The sequence below is a fragment of the Acidovorax sp. SUPP3334 genome (assembly GCF_030159055.1).
Taxonomy (GTDB): domain Bacteria; phylum Pseudomonadota; class Gammaproteobacteria; order Burkholderiales; family Burkholderiaceae_C; genus Paracidovorax.
Window position 1 is genome coordinate 1 of record NZ_BQXQ01000026.1, and the last position, 17,271, is coordinate 17,271.

17 protein-coding genes are annotated in these 17,271 nt (G+C 62.1%); 11 read left to right on the top strand and 6 right to left on the bottom strand.

Features of this window, described 5'->3' with window-relative positions; all coding sequences use genetic code 11:
* Positions 1–104 precede the first annotated feature (104 nt).
* Positions 105–782, bottom strand: a complete 678-nt coding sequence (locus AVHM3334_RS15170) for a PAS domain-containing protein (protein ID WP_502869921.1) — start codon at positions 780–782, stop codon at positions 105–107.
* Positions 783–929: 147 nt separating this feature from the next.
* Between AVHM3334_RS15170 and AVHM3334_RS15175 the strand changes: the two genes are divergently transcribed.
* From AVHM3334_RS15175 to AVHM3334_RS15185, 3 genes are all read left to right on the top strand, one after another.
* Positions 930–1,766: a GNAT family N-acetyltransferase gene (locus AVHM3334_RS15175; RefSeq protein ID WP_284413607.1), complete on the top strand. Its 837-nt coding sequence runs from the start codon at positions 930–932 to the stop codon at positions 1,764–1,766.
* A gap of 118 nt (positions 1,767–1,884) precedes the next feature.
* Positions 1,885–4,089 (top strand): polyphosphate kinase 1, encoded by a 2,205-nt coding sequence (ppk1, locus tag AVHM3334_RS15180; protein WP_284413609.1) that lies wholly within the window; start codon positions 1,885–1,887, stop codon positions 4,087–4,089.
* Positions 4,086–4,550 (top strand): SixA phosphatase family protein, encoded by a 465-nt coding sequence (locus tag AVHM3334_RS15185; RefSeq protein ID WP_284413610.1) that lies wholly within the window; start codon positions 4,086–4,088, stop codon positions 4,548–4,550. Before ppk1 ends, AVHM3334_RS15185 begins: the two co-directional genes overlap by 4 nt.
* A gap of 40 nt (positions 4,551–4,590) precedes the next feature.
* Here AVHM3334_RS15185 and AVHM3334_RS15190 read toward each other — a convergent pair whose 3' ends face one another.
* Positions 4,591–4,863 (bottom strand): hypothetical protein, encoded by a 273-nt coding sequence (locus AVHM3334_RS15190; protein WP_349816624.1) that lies wholly within the window; start codon positions 4,861–4,863, stop codon positions 4,591–4,593.
* Here AVHM3334_RS15190 and AVHM3334_RS15195 point away from each other — a divergent pair.
* Entirely contained in the window at positions 4,844–5,155 is a 312-nt protein-coding gene (locus AVHM3334_RS15195) for a hypothetical protein (protein ID WP_284413703.1), read from the top strand. The genes AVHM3334_RS15190 and AVHM3334_RS15195 overlap by 20 nt on opposite strands.
* On the opposite strand, the gene AVHM3334_RS15200 is transcribed toward AVHM3334_RS15195, so the two are convergent.
* Both AVHM3334_RS15200 and AVHM3334_RS15205 read right to left on the bottom strand, forming a co-directional pair.
* A complete protein-coding gene (locus AVHM3334_RS15200) occupies positions 5,148–6,626 on the bottom strand; it encodes a Ppx/GppA phosphatase family protein (RefSeq protein WP_284413614.1) in 1,479 nt (492 codons plus the stop codon). The genes AVHM3334_RS15195 and AVHM3334_RS15200 overlap by 8 nt on opposite strands.
* Before the next feature lie 136 nt (positions 6,627–6,762).
* Positions 6,763–7,257, bottom strand: coding sequence for a fasciclin domain-containing protein (locus AVHM3334_RS15205; RefSeq protein WP_284413616.1), 495 nt, complete (start codon positions 7,255–7,257; stop codon positions 6,763–6,765).
* A 195-nt stretch (positions 7,258–7,452) separates the two neighbouring features.
* On the opposite strand from AVHM3334_RS15205, the gene pstS reads away from it, so the two are divergent.
* From pstS to phoR, 7 genes are all read left to right on the top strand, one after another.
* Complete coding sequence (pstS, locus tag AVHM3334_RS15210) at positions 7,453–8,493, top strand: phosphate ABC transporter substrate-binding protein PstS (protein ID WP_284413617.1); 1,041 nt, start codon at positions 7,453–7,455, stop codon at positions 8,491–8,493.
* 96 nt (positions 8,494–8,589) lie between these two features.
* Positions 8,590–9,579 (top strand): phosphate ABC transporter permease PstC, encoded by a 990-nt coding sequence (gene pstC, locus AVHM3334_RS15215; RefSeq protein WP_284413619.1) that lies wholly within the window; start codon positions 8,590–8,592, stop codon positions 9,577–9,579.
* Positions 9,576–10,457 carry a phosphate ABC transporter permease PstA gene (pstA, locus tag AVHM3334_RS15220; RefSeq protein WP_284413621.1) on the top strand — a complete coding sequence of 294 codons (882 nt, stop codon included), beginning with the start codon at positions 9,576–9,578 and terminating at the stop codon, positions 10,455–10,457. Before pstC ends, pstA begins: the two co-directional genes overlap by 4 nt.
* A gap of 19 nt (positions 10,458–10,476) precedes the next feature.
* Positions 10,477–11,259 carry a phosphate ABC transporter ATP-binding protein PstB gene (gene pstB, locus AVHM3334_RS15225; RefSeq protein WP_284413623.1) on the top strand — a complete coding sequence of 261 codons (783 nt, stop codon included), beginning with the start codon at positions 10,477–10,479 and terminating at the stop codon, positions 11,257–11,259.
* Positions 11,260–11,271: 12 nt separating this feature from the next.
* A complete protein-coding gene (gene phoU / locus AVHM3334_RS15230; RefSeq protein WP_092739525.1) occupies positions 11,272–11,973 on the top strand; it encodes a phosphate signaling complex protein PhoU in 702 nt (233 codons plus the stop codon).
* A gap of 16 nt (positions 11,974–11,989) precedes the next feature.
* Positions 11,990–12,697: a phosphate regulon transcriptional regulator PhoB gene (gene phoB, locus AVHM3334_RS15235; RefSeq protein ID WP_284413626.1), complete on the top strand. Its 708-nt coding sequence runs from the start codon at positions 11,990–11,992 to the stop codon at positions 12,695–12,697.
* A 53-nt stretch (positions 12,698–12,750) separates the two neighbouring features.
* Positions 12,751–14,124 carry a phosphate regulon sensor histidine kinase PhoR gene (gene phoR / locus AVHM3334_RS15240; protein ID WP_284413628.1) on the top strand — a complete coding sequence of 458 codons (1,374 nt, stop codon included), beginning with the start codon at positions 12,751–12,753 and terminating at the stop codon, positions 14,122–14,124.
* On the opposite strand, the gene AVHM3334_RS15245 is transcribed toward phoR, so the two are convergent.
* Both AVHM3334_RS15245 and AVHM3334_RS15250 read right to left on the bottom strand, forming a co-directional pair.
* Positions 14,087–15,445: an MATE family efflux transporter gene (locus AVHM3334_RS15245; RefSeq protein ID WP_284413630.1), complete on the bottom strand. Its 1,359-nt coding sequence runs from the start codon at positions 15,443–15,445 to the stop codon at positions 14,087–14,089. The two genes, phoR and AVHM3334_RS15245, sit on opposite strands and share 38 nt — an antisense overlap.
* The gene (locus AVHM3334_RS15250) at positions 15,445–17,157 is read right to left on the bottom strand and encodes a hypothetical protein (protein ID WP_284413632.1); all 1,713 of its coding nucleotides are present in this window, start codon (positions 17,155–17,157) and stop codon (positions 15,445–15,447) included. The genes AVHM3334_RS15245 and AVHM3334_RS15250 overlap by 1 nt, the downstream gene beginning before the upstream one ends.
* Between the last annotated feature and the right edge of the window lie 114 nt (positions 17,158–17,271).

Genomic DNA, 17,271 nt, shown 5'->3' on the forward strand with positions numbered 1-17,271 from the left:
GGCACGGTGGCTGCCTCCTGATGAGGCAATCCACTGTAGAACCCGACCGCAAACGCACCCCGGACTGCGTGCGTCAACCTCTCACGATAGTTGTCGTCGACCGCTCAAGATAATTGTCGCTGGCCACGCAGGGGATCGATGGCTTTGACGCGAACTTCGCATACCACCGCCCGGCCATCCTTGGCACGCAAGGTCATCTCACCCACGAAAATCTTCCCGTCGGTCAGCGGGGTGTAGCAGCGCTGGTTGGCGTCTTCCCAATCGGCATCGCTGAAATGCCATTGCCGGGTGGCGGTGTTTCCCAGTTCTCCGGGGCCGTACCCCAGCATCTGTTCGAAATGCTGGTTGCAGCGCGTCATGCGCTGCTGTGAGATGAAGGCAATGTCCACCATGGCATGGTCGAAGAGTGCCTGCTTTTCCTGCACCACGGGCACGGGGTACGCATTGCGACCCAGTTCCCGAAAGGCCTCCGTGGTCGCGTGCAGGGACTGGCTGCTTTGACCCATGGCTTCTTCGGCCGATTCATGGCCGAAGATGTCAACAAAACGCTGGTTGCAACGCACGATTTGCCGTTGCCGAATGAATACGATGCCCACGCCTGCGCTGTCCAGCAAGGTTTGCTGCTCGCGGAGAATGCGTTGCAAAGTTGGCCCGGCCTGGGGAAGTTCGGACACCTCAAGCGTAGGGCTCATGGAGATCGGTGATGCCCGGTGGGGCACAAGTTGTGCGAAAGTGTAGCAGCCGCCTCCGCAGCCGCTCCGCGGGATTTTTCCTCCGTTCATGCCTGCTGAAGAATCAGCGGGTAAGTCATCTGCCTGTCATGGCCTCGACATGGCGGCGTCACCGGGTATCGCCACAGTCTCGTCCAAGCGCGAAGGGCAATCAGCGCCCTCACGCAGCGATTCAACTACCCTTGCTGGGAGAGACGAGTGAACGAATTACCCACCCCGACCCTGCCCCTGTGCCCTGATTCCTTGCCCAGGGGGTCACTTCACCGCCCAGGCCTTTCGAACGATCTGGGAAGCACTGCGCCAGCCCAGAGTGGGGTGGAAGTGGCGTGGGCGCGGCATCTCGACGAAGTCCGGGAAGCGCAGCGCCTGAGGTTTGAAGTGTTCGCATCGGAGATGGGAGCCCGCCTCAACACCACGCTGCCAGGGCACGACGTGGACCTGTTCGATGAGTACTGCGAGCATCTGCTGGTTCGTGATGCCGCAACGCGGCAGGTGATCGGTACCTACCGAGTGCTGACGCCTGCCCAGGCCCGGCGTGTGGGGGGAACCTACAGCGACACCGAGTTCGATCTCACTCGACTGCGCAGTCTGCGCGCACGCATGGTCGAATTGGGGCGCAGTTGCGTTCACCCCGACCATCGCCATGGAGGCGTCATTCTGGCCCTGTGGGGTGCCCTTGCAGACTTCATGGTACGCAACCAGTTGGACACCATGATCGGCTGCGCCAGCATTCCGATGCTGCACAACGGCGTCGTCAGCGGCGATGCTGCAGCCAGCATCTGGCATCAGGTGAAACAAACACATCTGGCACCGATCAATTTCCATGTGCTTCCCCGATTGCCTCTGCCTGTTGATCAGTTGGATGGCTCGCTCCACATCGAATCGCCGGCGCTCATCAAGGGTTATCTGCGGCTGGGTGCCCGTGTGTTGGGTGCACCGGCCTGGGACCCGGATTTCAACACGGCAGACCTTCCCATGCTGATGCGCATTGCAGACCTTCCGTCCCGCTATCGCAAGCACTTTCTCGGAATGTGACGGCGTCTTATCTGTCATGAACCTCAGCAAATCTCTCGTGACAACCGAGTCGAAGTGTCATGAAACTGTCACTGTGGCTGCCAATACTGGGACGGAACCTATCCTTTCCAAAGCAGCCATGCCGTCGCCTTCTGAGAACTTTCCTGCGGAGCCGCCTATCGCCTCTGCCCCTATCGATGGGGAAATCGAGGAGGTCAACGCTCCGCCACCGCCCGAGAAAGCATTGAACCCCGAGCCTGATTTCCTCAATCGCGACCATAGCATCCTGGCTTTCAACGAGCGGGTGTTCGACTGGGCCGCACGCATAGACGTTCCATTGCTGGAGCGCCTGCGTTACCTTTGCATCGTCTCTTCCAATCTCGACGAGTTTTTCGAGGTCCGTGCAGCCGCCCATCTCACCGCCGCTCAGAATTGCGATACAAAAGGGCCCTATACGGTCGCGTCTTTTGAGGAGTTGTCGGCCAAGGCGCATGACTTGGTCGCGCGCCAGTACACGCTTTATAACGAATCTCTTACGCCTGCGTTCGCTGCGCAAGACATTCACATCGTCTCCCACGGGGACCGCACTGGAGCCCAAAGACGTTGGGTAAACGAGTACTTCGACCGGGAGGTCCGGCCGCTGCTCATTCCCGTGGGGCTGGACCCGGCGCATCCGTTCCCTCAGGTGGCGAACAAGTCGCTGAACTTTATCGTCCGGCTGAAGGGCAACGATGCCTTCGGGCGTGAAAACGAAATCGCGATCGTCAAAGTGCCGCGGGTATTGCCTCGCCTGATACGCATGCCCTCCAAGGTGGCGGTGACAGGAGCGCAATTCGTCAGTCTGTCCAGCATTGTGCGGGCACATCTGGCCGAGCTTTTCACGGGGCGCGAGGTGACCGAGTTTTCCCAGTTCCGCGTGACCCGCCATTCGGATCTGGCTGTGGACGAGGACGATGTACGCAACTTGCGCACAGCGCTGCGGCAGGGGCTGGAGCATCGGCACTATGGTCAGGCCGTGCGCCTGGAAGTGTCCTCCAGTTGCTCACGGTTCCTGTCGGACTTTCTGCAGCAGCAGTTCGCCTTGCCCGATGCTGCGCTGTATCGCGTGCATGGCCCAGTGAATCTGGTCAGGTTGTCGCAACTGGTCGATTTGGTGAACGACCCGGCGCTGCTGTTCACGCCCTGGCGCTCCGTGTGGCCTCGACAGATTCAATCGGGCACCTCGCTCATCGAACAGATCGGGCAGCGCGACGTTCTGGCTCATCAGCCTTTTGAGAGTTTCGATGCCGTGCTGGCGTTTCTGCGCGAGGCGGTGAATGACCCACAAGTCTTGGCCATCAAGCAGACCATTTATCGCACAGGGGCAGACTCCGAATTGATGGAGTTGCTGCGCGAAGCGGTCCGGCGTGGCAAGGAAGTCATGGCGGTGGTGGAACTGAAAGCGCGCTTCGACGAAGAGGCCAACATCAATTGGGCAGAGGCATTGGAATCGATCGGTGCGCAGGTGGTCTATGGCGTGGTGGGCCTCAAGACGCATGCCAAGATGCTGCTGGTCACGCGCCGCGAGGGCCGGCATCTGCGGCGTTATGGGCACCTGTCGACAGGCAACTACAACCCGCGCACGGCACGCCTGTACACCGATCTGAGCTATTTCACCGCAGACCTTGAAGTCACGGCCGACATGGATGCGGTGTTCAATCATCTGGCCAGTCAGAACAAGCTGCCCAAGCTGCGAAAGCTGGTATTGGCCCCTTTCCATTTGCAGCAGCACATGCTGGAGATGATCGAGCGGGTCGGGCAGGCTGCAGCCAAGGGCGAAGATGCTCGCATAGTCGCCAAAATGAATGCGTTGACGGACGACGCGCTGATGCGGGCACTCATTCACGCGGGACAGCAGGGCGCCCGCATCGACCTCATCGTGCGTGGGGCCTGCATGCTGCCTGCGCAGCGCGCGGGGTTCACGGATAACATCCGCGTTCGCTCGGTCATCGGGCGCTTTCTGGAGCACACCCGCGTGTTCTATTTCCGCGCCGGAAAGAACGAAAACCTCTATCTTTCCAGCGCCGACTGGATGAACCGCAACATGCTGCGCCGGGTTGAACTGGCCTGGCCCGTCACGGATCGTGATTTGCGGCAGCGCATCATCGACGAATGCCTGGTGGCTTACCTGCAGGATGACAGGGATGCCTGGACGCTCCAGCCGGACGGCACGTATGAGCGGGCCCCGCACCCGGTTTCCGGAAAGGGCGTGCAACGGGCGCTGATGGATCGATACGGCCCGGCGAGCGAACTCCTGACCAACGACAACCATGGTGGCGGTAGCCGCTCCAAGTCCAAGACATGATGGATCTCATCCTCTGGCGCCACGCGGAGGCCGAAGAAATCCGCGAAGGACAGGATGACCTGGATCGTCCGTTGACAGCCCGCGGCGAGAAGCAGGCGGCGCGCATGGCGGCCTGGCTGGACCGCCAGCTGCCCGATGGCTTGCGAATGCTTTGCAGCCCTGCACGTCGAACGGAAGCGACGGCGAAAGCGCTGGGACGCAAATACAAGCTCCGAGCGGAGCTGCTCCCGGGAGGCAGCGCACAGGACTTGCTGGAGCTGTCTCAATGGCCGAAGTCCAAGGGCGCTGTGCTCGTGGTGGGCCACCAGCCCATGCTGGGCCAGGCCGTGGCCGGGTTGCTGGGCTTGCAAGCCCAAGAATGCACGATTCGCAAGGGCTCGGTGTGGTGGCTGCGCCAGCGACCGAGGCTGGACACGATGGAGACCATCCTTTTTGCAGTGCAGTCTCCGGATTTCCTCTGAACCCTTGGCGTCATACACGGGGCTCGGATTTTTTCAGTGGTTACTTGCGTGGCGCGGCCTTGGGGGATTTGGTGGTTTTCTTGGCTGCGGCGCTTGCCGGAGCAGATTCCTGCGCCTTCGGGCGACCGGTCTTGATGGACGGTACGTCTTGCAATGCCTTGGCCAAAGCATCGTTGTCCAGGGCTGAAAGCAACTTGAGTCCTGCGCGCAGCAGTTCGCTCTTCTTGGCGGTGGTACCCAACTGACCGCTGCGCAGCTTCAAGGCCTCGATGGCGGCGTATTCGTCTTTGGGAATGGTGAAGCTGTCACGCACGAGCTTCGGTTTTTTGGCCTTGGCGTCCCGGGTGGGAACAGTGGCTGCGGGCTTCGCTGCCGCTTTTTTGCGGGATGCGGACACTTTCTTGGAGGCAGGCACCGATGGGGCGCGCGGCGTGGCTTTCTTCGCCGATGAAGTCGCGCTGGCCGTCTCGTTCGCTGCATTGGGTGCAGCGGCAGGCGTGGTGGAAGATGCGGCAGAAACGTCGGTGGTAGTGGGCATAGATGAAGGTCAAATAAACGGTATATACAGTTTATACCGTTTCATGGCGCTGCTTGCCATCAACTGAGTTCTGCCATGAACTCCCATGGCGTTTTCAGCCAGGCTCCGCTTTCTTCCCTGAGAAGGTGGGCCGACTGCGGATACAGCGCCGACCAACCCGGCCGTGACGTGATGACATAGCGATTGCCTTGCTGGGAGAGTGTCATCCCCTCCATGTCCGGGATGCGGCGAGCATGGCACAAGGCCACGGCCACCCGCAGGCAGACCAACTGCAGCGCAAGATCGGGGTCTTCGAGATTGGCTTCAAGCTTGCGCACCTTGCCCCGATGGCCTTTGATCAACAGTCCAAGCCGGTGCAGTTCCCAAACCGCAAACCCTGCAGCATCGGTATTGTCCAAAATGTAAGCACCGTGGTGGTGGTATTCGCTGTGCGAAATGCGGCAGCCAACCTCATGCAATTGGGCTGCCCAGGCCAATTTGCGCTCATCGCGTTCCGACGGTTTGCGGCACGCTTGCGAAAACAGGATGCAGGCGGTCCGGGCAACCCGTTCCGCATGCTCTAGGTCCACGGCAAAGCGATGCATGAGACCCCGAACCGTCGACGAGCGCAGGTCGGTTTCCGGGAGTTCGCGGTCCAGCAGATCGTAGAGCGCGCCTTGCCGCAACGCACCCTGCGCGACCTGCATCTGCTCAATCTGCAGCAACTCGAACACGGCCCGCAGCACGCTGAGTCCACCACCGATCACACTGCGGCGCTCTTCCTTCAGTCCTTCCATGCGAAGCCTGTCCACCGAACGCACCTTCAGAAGCTGCTCTTGCAGCCAATCGAGGCCCTGGCGCGTGACTACTCCCGCGGGATGGCCCGCAGCAGCCAGGACATCCCCCACCGCGCCCACCGTGCCGGACGACCCGTAAGCCACGTCCCAGGCGTCGGGCCGATAGGTGTTGAGGGCTTCGTCCAGGACCGCCTGGGCTGCGATCTCGGCAGTGCGAAAGGTCTGCGGCGTGAAAATCCCATCCGCAAAATAACGGCTGGACCAGGCTACGCTGCCAACGCGGTAAGAGGCCACGGCCTGGGCCGAAAACTGTTGGCCCAGGATCAGCTCGGTAGAGCGGCCTCCGATATCGACGACCAGCCGGCGTTCATCGGACTGGGGCAGGAGCCGGGCCACGCCTTGGTAGATCAGGCGGGCTTCCTCGGGGCCGGAAACCACGTCGATGCGGTGGCCCAGGATGTCGCTGCCGCGTTGCAAAAACGTATCGCGATTGCGTGCCTCACGCAGGGTCTGCGTGGCGACTGCCCGAACGTGGTGCGGCTCGAATGCGGTGAGGCGTTCGGCGAAACGTGCCAGGCAATCCCAACCGCGCTGCATGGCGTCGGGGGTGAGGTTGCGGTCTTCGTCCAGGCCGTTGCCCTGGCGAACCGTTTCCTTGAGGTATTCCACACGCTGGATATGGCCGTGTTCGAAGCGCCCGATTTCCAGGCGAAAGCTGTTGGATCCCAGATCTACAGCGGCAAGCAATGTTCCGTCGTGCATGGTGTGGCGCGGTGCGCGCTGGTTTTCAGGCGGGGCAGCATAGCACCTGCTTTCCAGTCGATGGCGCTTCGGAGCTGGGCCGGGGAGGGCCGACATGCCGCCGTCCTCCCCTGAAAGCTTGCGGAACCTGATCGGCTTACTTCTTGGCAGGTGGCAAAAGCACGCGATCAACCACATGCACGACGCCATTGCTGGCAAGAATGTCTGCTTGTACGACCATGGCGTCTTCCAACGTGACGAAAGTGCCAGCCCGTGCGAGGGTGATTTCGCCGCCTTGCAGCGTCTTCACCGAGCCAGATTGCACGTCGGCGGCAGTCAGGCGCTTGGGAACGATGTGATAGTTCAGGACGGCCTGGAGCTTGGCTTTGTCGGCGCGCAGTTCAGCCATCGTCTTCGCGGGCACTGCCTTGAAAGCGTCATCCGAGGGGGCAAACACGGTGTAGGGGCCAGCAGCAGCCAAGGTGTCCGCCAGTCCAGCCTGCGTAGCCAGGGTGCGGAAGGTGCTGATCGATGGCGTAGCGGCCAAGGCGACAGGGATCGGGCTTGATGCATTGGGAGCCGTGGCACAGGCACTCAGCGTCGAAACGGTGATGGCGGCCAGCAGGACAGGGAAAAGGTAACGGCGGTACATGTTGGGTTTCTCCGAAGGGTTGCCGACGGGGTCGGTGCGCCGGAGACTACGCAGCAACGATGACGGTTGCGTGACAGGAGAAGATCGTTTCTCCTCTGAAACGCGTTAATGACGGCGTGCGATAAGTGTCACGACGATGTCATAAATCGCCTCTAGAGTCGTCTCACTGATTCTTCTCAACCAAGAGGTTCCTACATGAAACTGCCTGTGATTCGGATTCTGGTGTCGGGTGTGGTCGCCGCTGGTGCTTTCTCCAGCGCCTGGGCACAGCAAGAAGCCACGGGTGCCGGTGCGAGCTTTCCCGCTCCGCTGTATTCCAAGTGGGCTGCAGACTACAACAAGGCGACCGGCGTCAAGATCAACTACCAGTCGGTGGGTTCGGGCGCTGGCCTCCGTCAGATCGAAGCGAAGACGGTGGATTTCGGCGCATCGGACGCGCCTCTGAAAGACGATGAGCTGGCCAAAAAAGGGCTGCTGCAATTTCCTACCGTCATCGGCGGCGTGGTTCCCGTCGTGAACATCAAAGGCATTTCCCCCGGCCAGATCAAGCTGAGCGGCCAGGTGCTGGGCGATATCTATCTGGGCAAGGTCACCAAGTGGAGCGATGCCGCCATCAAGGCACTGAACCCGGGCGTGAATTTGCCGGACGCCGCCATCGCGCCTGTTCGCCGGGCGGATGGCTCGGGTACCAGCTTCATTTTCACCAACTACCTTTCCAAGGTGAATGCCGAGTGGAAGTCCAAGGTCGGTGAAGGCACCGCCGTCAACTGGCCCACGGGCGCGGGTGGCAAGGGTAACGAGGGCGTCGCCGCTTTCGTCGGTCGCCTTCCCAATTCGATCGGCTATTTGGAATATGCATACGTGAAGCAGAACAAGCTGAACTACGTGCAACTGCAAAACGCTGATGGCGCTTTCGTCTCTCCGGAAGACAGCGCGTTCAAGGCCGCCGCTGCTGGCGCAGATTGGGCCAAGAGCTTCTACCAGATCCTCACCAACCAGCCAGGCAAGGACTCTTGGCCCATCACCGGTGCGACGTTCATCCTGATGCACAAGACGCAGGACAAGCCCACCCAGGCCACGACGTCCCTCAAGTTCTTCGAATGGGCTTACAAGTCGGGCGACAAGACGGCTGCCGATCTGGACTACGTGCCCATGCCGGATTCCGTGAAGAACGTGATCATGAAATCCTGGGGCGATATCAAGGACACTTCCGGCAAGTCCGTTTCGCTGAAGTGATCACTTGGCGGCCTGCCTTTGCAGGCAGCGAGTTCGTTTTTTCTTAAGGAAGGCACAGCAGTGTCCAGCACCATGCCAGTCCGCCAGTCGTCCTCGATGCCAATTCGCGCCGAGGCTCCGAACACCACCCCACCTCCCAGGTCGCCGCTGCTGTCGGGCGTGCTGGCGGATCGCATCTTCGGCGTGCTCGCCCGTGGTGCAGCGTTGCTTACCTTGGCTCTTTTGGTGGGCATTCTGCTGTCGCTCGTGTTAGGGGCCTGGCCTTCGATCGAGAAGTACGGCCTGACATTTCTGACACGCAGCGTATGGGACCCCGTCCAGAACGATTACGGCGGCCTCGTCATGATCTATGGAACGTTGGCCACGTCGTTCATTGCGCTGCTCATCGCCGTGCCGGTCAGCTTCGGCATTGCGCTGTTTCTCACAGAGCTATCACCCGCCTGGCTCAAACGCCCGTTGGGCACCGCCATCGAATTGCTGGCGGCGGTTCCGTCCATCGTTTACGGCATGTGGGGGTTGATGGTTTTCGGGCCCATCCTGGCTGCCTGGGTGCAGCAACCGCTGCAGTCGCTGTTCAACGGCATTCCCTATCTGGGCGCTCTGGTGTCCGGCCCGCCCGTGGGAATCGGCATTCTTTCGGCCGGCATCATCCTGGCGATCATGATCATTCCCTTCATTGCTGCGGTGATGCGGGACGTTTTCGAAGTCACCCCTGCGTTGCTCAAAGAGTCGGCCTACGGGCTGGGCTCCACCACCTGGGAGGTGGTCTGGAAAGTCGTGCTGCCTTACACCAAGACCGGCGTGCTCGGCGGCGTGATGCTCGGCCTTGGCCGCGCGCTTGGAGAGACGATGGCCGTGACCTTCGTGATCGGCAACATGAACCAGCTGAATTCGCTGTCGGTCTTCGAAGCCGCCAATAGCATCACCTCGGCGCTGGCCAACGAGTTCGCCGAAGCGGGCGAGGGCTTGCACCAGGCTTCGCTGATCTATCTGGGACTCGTGCTGTTCTTCATCACCTTCGTGGTCCTGGCCCTGTCCAAGGTGCTGCTGTCCCGCCTGCAAAAGAACGAAGGAACCCGCGCATGAGCACGTCGCAACATCTGATCACGGCCGCCGAAATGGCCCAGTTGCACCAGCGGCGCTACGACAGCCGAAAGCGCCTAAACAACATCGCGCTCACGCTATCTCTCGCCGCCATGGTGTTTGGGGTGTTCTGGCTGGTGTGGATTCTGTGGGAGACGATCCGTCTCGGTATCGGCGGACTCAGCTTGGCGCTGTTCACCCAGATGACACCTCCGCCCAACGAAGCGGGCGGCATATCCAATGCCATCTTCGGCTCGCTCGTCATGGTGTCGCTTGCAACCTTCGTGGGTACGCCCATCGGCATCATGGCCGGCGTGTACCTGGCCGAGTACGACACCCGGGGCTGGCTTGCATCGACGACCCGCTTCGTGAACGACATCCTGCTGTCGGCGCCCAGCATCGTCATCGGCTTGTTCGTTTATGCGGTGGTCGTGGCACGGTTCAAGAGCTTTTCGGCCTACGCCGGGATTCTGGCTCTGGCATTGATCGTGATTCCCGTGGTGATCCGCACCACGGAGAACATGCTGGTGCTGGTGCCCGCCAGTCTTCGCGAAGCGGCCTATGCGCTGGGAACGCCCAAGTGGAAGGTCATCACGATGGTGACCTTGCGCGCCGCCAGGGCGGGTGTGATCACCGGAGTGCTGCTGGCCGTGGCTCGAATCGCGGGTGAAACAGCGCCGCTGTTGTTCACGGCCCTCAACAACCAGTTCTGGAATGCCGACCTGGGCAAGCCGATGGCCAGCCTGCCGGTCACCATTTTCAAGTTCGCCATGAGCCCTTACGAGAACTGGCAGCAGCTTGCCTGGGCGGGGGTGTTCCTGATCACCGTCGCCGTCCTCGGCCTCAATATCCTGGCCCGTGTGCTCACGCGGCAGAAGTAAGCCATCTAAGGAAGACACCATGCCCTCCCCAATGCCCGCCGTGCCCGAGACTCCCAAGATCACGGTCCGCGACCTGAATTTCTATTACGGCAAGTTCCATGCCCTCAAGGGCATCAACCTCGACATTCCGGAAAAGAAGGTCACGGCCTTCATCGGGCCGTCGGGTTGCGGCAAGTCCACATTGCTGCGCACCTTCAACCGGATGTTCGAGCTTTACCCCGAGCAGCGTGCCGAAGGCCAGATCATGCTGGACGGTGAAAACCTGCTCACTAGCAAACAGGACGTGGCGCTGATCCGTGCCAAGGTCGGCATGGTGTTCCAAAAGCCCACGCCGTTCCCGATGTCGATCTACGACAACATCGCTTTCGGTGTGAAGCTGTTCGAAAGCCTCAATGCCACCGACATGGATGACCGTGTGGAATGGGCGCTGCGCAAGGCAGCCCTGTGGAACGAGGTGAAGGACAAGCTGCACCAGAGCGGTTCAGGCCTTTCCGGCGGGCAGCAGCAGCGCCTTTGCATCGCCCGTGGCATCGCCATCAAGCCAGAGGTCCTTTTGCTGGATGAGCCATGCTCTGCGCTCGATCCCATCTCCACCGCCAAGGTCGAGGAACTGATCGCAGAACTCAAGAACGACTACACCGTGGTGATCGTGACGCACAACATGCAGCAAGCGGCGCGCTGCAGCGACTACACGGCCTACATGTACCTCGGCGACTTGATGGAGTTCGGTGAAACCGAACAGATGTTCTTCAAGCCGCAGCGCAAGGAAACCGAGGATTACATCACCGGCCGGTTCGGCTAAGGAGCACAAAAAATGCCCGACAAGCACCTCTCTTCGCAGTTCGACAGCGAACTCAACAGCATCTCCGCCCGGGTCATGGAACTGGGCGGCCTGGTGGAATCGCAGATTCGCCAAGCCATCTATGCCCTCTCGCAGTTCAGCGTGGAAGCGGCCGACCAGGTCGCCGCCACCGAGCACCGCGTGAATGCGATGGAAGTGGAGATCGATCATGAACTTTCCTCCATCATCGCGCGGCGCCAGCCCACCGCGCGCGATCTGCGCCTGCTGATCGCCTTCTCCAAAGCCACCGCCAACCTCGAGCGCATGGGCGATGAAGCCAACAAGATGGCGCGCATGGTCAAGTCCATCATCGAGAGCGGCTCCGCCCGGCTGCTGCCGACCACGGACCTCCGTGTCGCGGCGGACCTGGCCTCCGGCCTGTTGCGCAAGACGCTGGATGCGTTCGCCCGGCTGGACACCAAAGCCGCTGTGGCGATCCTCAAGGAAGACGACCTCATCGACAAGGAATTCGATGGCTTCGTGCGCAAGCTCATTACCTACATGATGGAGGACCCCCGCACCATCTCGGCCAGCCTGGATCTGCTGTTTCTCGCCAAGGCGATCGAACGCATCGGCGACCATTCCAAGAACGTGGCCGAACTGATCATCTACCTGGTCAAGGGCAAGGACGTGCGCCATACCGCCCTGGACCAGATCGAATCCGCCGTGTTGTGAAAGGCGGTGCATTTCCATGAAGAGACTTCCCCGTGTACTCATCGTCGAGGACGAACCCGCCATCGCCGAACTGATTGCCGTCAATCTGCGGCACAACGGGTTTCAGCCCATCTGGTCGGAAGACGGCGAATCTGCGCAGCGTGAACTCGACGCCGTGCTGCCCGATGTCATCTTGCTCGACTGGATGCTGCCAGGCCAGAGCGGGCTCACGCTGGCGCGCAAATGGCGCGCCGACGCCCGTACCAAGCCGATCCCCATCCTCATGTTGACGGCGCGCGGCGATGAACCCGACAAGGTCGCAGGCCTTGATGCCGGTGCGGACGACTACATCACCAAGCCGTTTTCCACCCAGGAACTGCTGGCGCGCATCCGTGCAGTGCTGCGCCGGCGCGCGCCGGCGCAGGTGAGCGACAGTGTGACGATCGGAGAGTTGACCCTGGACGCGGCCACCTACCGGGTGACCTTTCAGGCGCAACAGCTCAAGATCGGCCCGACGGAATTCAAGCTGCTTCACTACCTGATGAAGCACCCCGAGCGGGTGCATAGCCGCGCGCAGCTGCTCGACAAGGTGTGGGGTGACCATGTATTCATCGAAGAGCGCACGGTCGATGTCCACGTAAAGCGGCTGCGAGAAGCGCTGGGCGTGGCCGGCGCGATGGTCGAAACCGTGCGCGGGGCGGGATACCGGCTGACGGCCCAGCCCCCGGCGTTGATGCAGGCCTGAGTGCCCGCCTTGCGGCGCCAGCGGCGCCGCGCCCTTTGACCCGTATGCACGAAATGGCCTGGCGCTTTCTTTTCTTCTTCTTTTTTCAGTTGGCGGGTCTTGCCGTGGGGTGGTGGCAGGGCGGGGCTCTGGGCGCCATGGTGGCGGCTGTCGTGGCTGCCTGGGTGTGGTTCGTCTGGGATCTTCTGCGTGGCGCCCGCGTGGTGGCATGGCTGCGCGAAGGTGACCTTTCCCGCGCGCCCGACCTGCGCGGGCTGTGGGGCGAGGCGGCCGATCGGGCGCGCCGCCTGCTGCGTCAAAGCCAAGCCGAAGTGGCGGCCAGTGACGCACGGCTTCAGGAAATTCTGGCGGCGCTGCAAGCCACGCCCAACGGAGTTGTTCTGCTGGATGCCGCCGGGCGCATCGAATGGTGCAATCACATCGCCGCAGGGCAATTCGGTTTCGATGCCCAGCGGGACGTAATGCAGTCCGTTGGCAATCTGTTGCGCGATCCGGACTTCAATGCTTATTACTCCAGCCAGGATTTCTCACACGATGTGGTGCTGCAGGGGCGCGACAGCACGGCCTCCCGGCCCGTGCGCATTTCGGTCCATCTGCACCCCTATGGCGACGGCCGCAAGCTGCTGCTGTCGCGCGATGTGACCGCACTCGAACAGGCAGAGGCCATGCGCCGCGACTTCGTCGCCAACGTGTCGCACGAGATCCGCACGCCGCTGACGGTGTTGACAGGCTTCGTCGAAACGCTGCAGACGCTGCCTTTGTCGACCGAAGAGCGGTCGAGGTATCTGGGCATGATGTCTCAGCAGGCCGCGCGCATGCAAAGCGTGGTGCAGGATCTGCTCACCCTGTCTCGCCTGGAGGGTAGCCCTTTGCCAGGCATCACCGAGTGGACACCCGTGGAGGTGCTGCTGCGCCGCTGCGAAGACGAGGCCCGCGGTCTGTCTTCGTTGCTTACGCAGAAACAGCCTCGGCCGCACACGATCCAGTTTCCCTCGCTGGAGGCGATGCGCGCCGCTGGCCAGTTGGGTGGCGTTCCGGCTGAACTGCAGAGCGCCTTGTCCAATCTCATCGGCAACGCCGTGCGGTACACGCCGGCGGGTGGCTGTATCACGGTGGAATGGCAGGCTCTGGGTGATGGTGGCGCTCGCTTTTCAGTGCGAGATACGGGCCCTGGCATCGAAGCGGTGCATCTGCCGCGCTTGACCGAGCGTTTCTATCGAGTGGACCGCAGCCGGTCGCGCGAAACGGGTGGCACTGGCCTGGGGCTTGCCATCGTCAAGCACGTGCTGCAGCGCCATTCGGCCACGCTGGACATTTCGAGCACGGTGGGCAAAGGCTCGGTTTTTTCCGTCACCTTTCCGCCCAGCCGCGTGCAAAGCCGCCGGGCCGTCAGCTTGCAGGAGGCGGGAGCGGCTTCCCAGGTTTGAGCGTGATGGCGAGCATCGCCACGAAGATCGCTGCCGTGATCGATAGCGCGGCAGCGCTGGCACCCCAGAACGCCGCAGGCGATCGCAAGGGCCCTACACCCGGCGTGCCTTCATAGGCCAGAAAATACCCCCCCGACAGCCCCGCGCCCCAGAGCATCACGCAGTAGACGATCAGGGGCGCCAGCGTGACCCTGTAGCAGCGCAGCACGAAAACGCACACGGTCTGCAGCGCATCGGCGACGTGGTAGCAGGAGACCCAGGTGAGCAATGAAGCCGTGAGCAGAGCCACTTGCGCCGAGGAAGTGTAGAAAGGCGCAATGTGGTCTTTTGCTATGAAAAGAATAGCTGCCAGCACAATGCCTGTGCCGGCAGAGAGCCTAAAACCCATCCAGGCTGCCGCACGGGCCTGCGCCTCGTTGCCCGACCCTATCCAGAAGCTGACCCGGGCGCTGATGGCAATCGACAGCGACAGAGGCACCATATACAGCACCGCTGTCAGATTGGAGGCGATCTGATGCGCTGCCGCCGCCACGTTGCCCTGGCGGGCAATGAAGAGCGCCATCAGCGTGAAGGAGGTGACCTCCACCAAAATGGCCAGTCCGGCGGGAACCCCTAGCTGGGCGAAACGGCCGATCTGCTTCCAGTCGGGCTTTTCCATGCGGCGCCACAGACCGAGTGGTACGTACAGCGGCTGGGTATTGAGCAGCCACAACGAGACACCCAGCAAGGCATAGTTGACCAGCAGCGTTGCCCAGGCGCATCCCACGGCACCTTGCGCGGGGACCCCGACACCACCGAACGTGAACCAGATGGACAGGGGAATCTTGACCAGCAGCGAACCCACTTGCAGCCATGTCACCAGCTGGGGGCGCCCCAGTGCCTGGTTGAGCGTGCTGTACACGCGAAACAGCAGCGCCGGCGGCAGCGCCAGGGCCAGCACGCCCAGATAGCTGCCGACCACGGCACGCAGGTCTTCTGGCACTTGCGTCCACCTGAGGATAGCGCCGGGCGATACCAGCACGGCCATACCGATGGCACACGCGATGGCGCACAGATAGAGTGCTTGCCGCACGGTGCGGCCGATGCCCTCGCGTTCGCCGGCCCCCCGCTGTTCTGCCCAGATCGGCAGGAGCGCTTGCAACGCTCCCATCAACGCCACGTAGATGCTGACGTAAATCGCCGATCCGATCGACAGGGCTGCCAAAGCGCCGGCCGAGTGTCGCCCCGCCACGATGGTGTCGGTTACGCCGAACGCCATGACGGCCAACTGGCCGGCCAGCACCGTGCCGGCATGCCGCGCAATCGTCGTGCGCTCTGACATCACTGCCGGGCCGTGCGCCGCAGCACCAGCAATTGGTCGTTTTTGTCGGTGGGGCGGGGAATTTGCGCTACGCGCTCCCATTCTTTCGATGGCGCGATGTCGGCAGCCGGAGGCTGGGCTTCGCTGTCCGCTACCAGCCATCGGCAATCGGACGCGGCTGGCACCCTGAAGCCGTCGGTCGGCTGCAGCGAAAGTCCGCCGTGGTACTGCAAGCCGGCCACCTGGGCGCGGCTCAGGCCGTGCGTGACGACGCAGCCCGGTTCGGGCCCCAGCACCGCCATCAGATTGTTGATCTGCGGGCGATAGCTGCGGCCATAGTCCAGCAGCGGTAGCCACAGCGTCATGAGCAGCAGCCAACCCAGCGTGGCGCCGCTGGCGGGGAGAACCAGGCTTTTCCAGATCACGGCTCGGTCGCGCGACGCTCTCCACCACACCAGCGCGCACCAGGCGCCAGTGGCTGCCAGGGCCAGCGCAAAGGCGAGGGCGGAAAATTGCGGAACAAATGCAGGTGCCAGCCGTGCCACATTGGCCGCTGGCTTGGAGGGTACGCCGGTCTGCAGCGACAGCCAGATCACCCAGATGGTGATGGCGGAAGCGCTGAAAAACAGCAGGGTGAACCAGTCGATCAGCGAGGCAATGGCGCGGCGCAACGTCGGCAGTGCGAAGGCTGCCAGAGCCGCCAGTGCCGGCAGACCGAGCAGCAAGGCACGGTCTGCCGGCTGGGTGGTGACGGTGGCGCCGAGAGTCACGGCCGTGAACCAGAGCGGCAGCAAAAGATGGCGGTGCATCGCACGGCTGAAGATCTGGTGGCGCCAGCGCCACAGCGTCCAAAGCGCGAGCGGCCAGGCCGGCCACGCAAACCAGATCAAAAGCCGCAAAAGGCTCTGCCAGTCCTTGGCACCTTCGGCGGTGCCGACGATGCGCCAGCGCCAGAGATTGAGCTTCCAGGCCAGCAAAGCTGCGAAGACCGTCATGGCGAACAAGGCGAGGGCCCAGGCCCGCGTCGAATTCTTTTCGTGATCAGGCGTCCGCAGAACCAGCAAGGCACTGCCCGTGCCCAGCAACGCTGCCATGGTAGGTGCGCCGCTCAGCACCAACCCGATCAGTCCGAGCACCGCGGCACCGATGGGAAGTGCTGTGCGATAGGGCAATGCTGCGGCAGCGAAAAACAGGAGTCCAGTGCATGCCAGCTGGGTGAGATAGCTGGTGATCTCGTGCGACAGCTGGGTCAGTCCCAGGCAGGCGAGCAGTGCCAGCAGGCCGCCGTCGGCCATGGCGCGGGCATAGTCCGCCGGCAACGCCTCGCCTCCGAACGCGAAGGCAACGGGCTGTGCACCCGGGCTCTTCGCCAAGTAATACACGCCATACCAGGTGGCAACGAGTGTCACGGCCAGCAGTGCGATGAAAGGCAGCCGCGCTGCCATTTCTTGCGAAAACCACGAGGGCGCTATTTGCAACGCCAGGGCACCCAGCCAGTAGGGCAGAAGCCCTTCCGTCTCGGGCGGCATGCCCGCCAGCGATGGTGAAAGCCATGCCGTGGAGCCTCGCGCCAGTTCCAGCATGTAGCCGAAGGCGGTGATGTCGGCATTCTTCCAAGGGGCCCGTGCCACGAACCCAGGCACCACGTACGCAAGGCACAGCAGCAACAATGCCCAACGCGGCAGCGGGCGAACGGCGCCCTGGGTGACGATGGCTGGGGTGGGGTGGATCACTCGACTCGTTCCGATGGCGAAAGGACGCCCGAGAATAAGGGCAAAAGGGCAAAGAAAAAGGCAGCGCGGTCGAGCCGGGCTGCCTTTCTTGAAATGGTGTGACAGGTCTGTACT

Coding starts and splice junctions, on each gene's coding strand:
- pstB (WP_284413623.1), top strand. CDS start 10,477: ATGCCCTCCCCAATGCCCGCCGTGCCCGAGACTCCCAAGATCACGGTC.
- pstC (WP_284413619.1), top strand. CDS start 8,590: ATGCCAATTCGCGCCGAGGCTCCGAACACCACCCCACCTCCCAGGTCG.
- AVHM3334_RS15185 (WP_284413610.1), top strand. CDS start 4,086: ATGATGGATCTCATCCTCTGGCGCCACGCGGAGGCCGAAGAAATCCGC.
- phoU (WP_092739525.1), top strand. CDS start 11,272: ATGCCCGACAAGCACCTCTCTTCGCAGTTCGACAGCGAACTCAACAGC.
- AVHM3334_RS15170 (WP_502869921.1), bottom strand. CDS start 782: ATGAACGGAGGAAAAATCCCGCGGAGCGGCTGCGGAGGCGGCTGCTAC.
- AVHM3334_RS15195 (WP_284413703.1), top strand. CDS start 4,844: ATGGTGAAGCTGTCACGCACGAGCTTCGGTTTTTTGGCCTTGGCGTCC.
- phoB (WP_284413626.1), top strand. CDS start 11,990: ATGAAGAGACTTCCCCGTGTACTCATCGTCGAGGACGAACCCGCCATC.
- pstA (WP_284413621.1), top strand. CDS start 9,576: ATGAGCACGTCGCAACATCTGATCACGGCCGCCGAAATGGCCCAGTTG.
- AVHM3334_RS15245 (WP_284413630.1), bottom strand. CDS start 15,445: ATGTCAGAGCGCACGACGATTGCGCGGCATGCCGGCACGGTGCTGGCC.
- AVHM3334_RS15200 (WP_284413614.1), bottom strand. CDS start 6,626: ATGCACGACGGAACATTGCTTGCCGCTGTAGATCTGGGATCCAACAGC.
- AVHM3334_RS15205 (WP_284413616.1), bottom strand. CDS start 7,257: ATGTACCGCCGTTACCTTTTCCCTGTCCTGCTGGCCGCCATCACCGTT.
- phoR (WP_284413628.1), top strand. CDS start 12,751: ATGGCCTGGCGCTTTCTTTTCTTCTTCTTTTTTCAGTTGGCGGGTCTT.
- pstS (WP_284413617.1), top strand. CDS start 7,453: ATGAAACTGCCTGTGATTCGGATTCTGGTGTCGGGTGTGGTCGCCGCT.
- ppk1 (WP_284413609.1), top strand. CDS start 1,885: ATGCCGTCGCCTTCTGAGAACTTTCCTGCGGAGCCGCCTATCGCCTCT.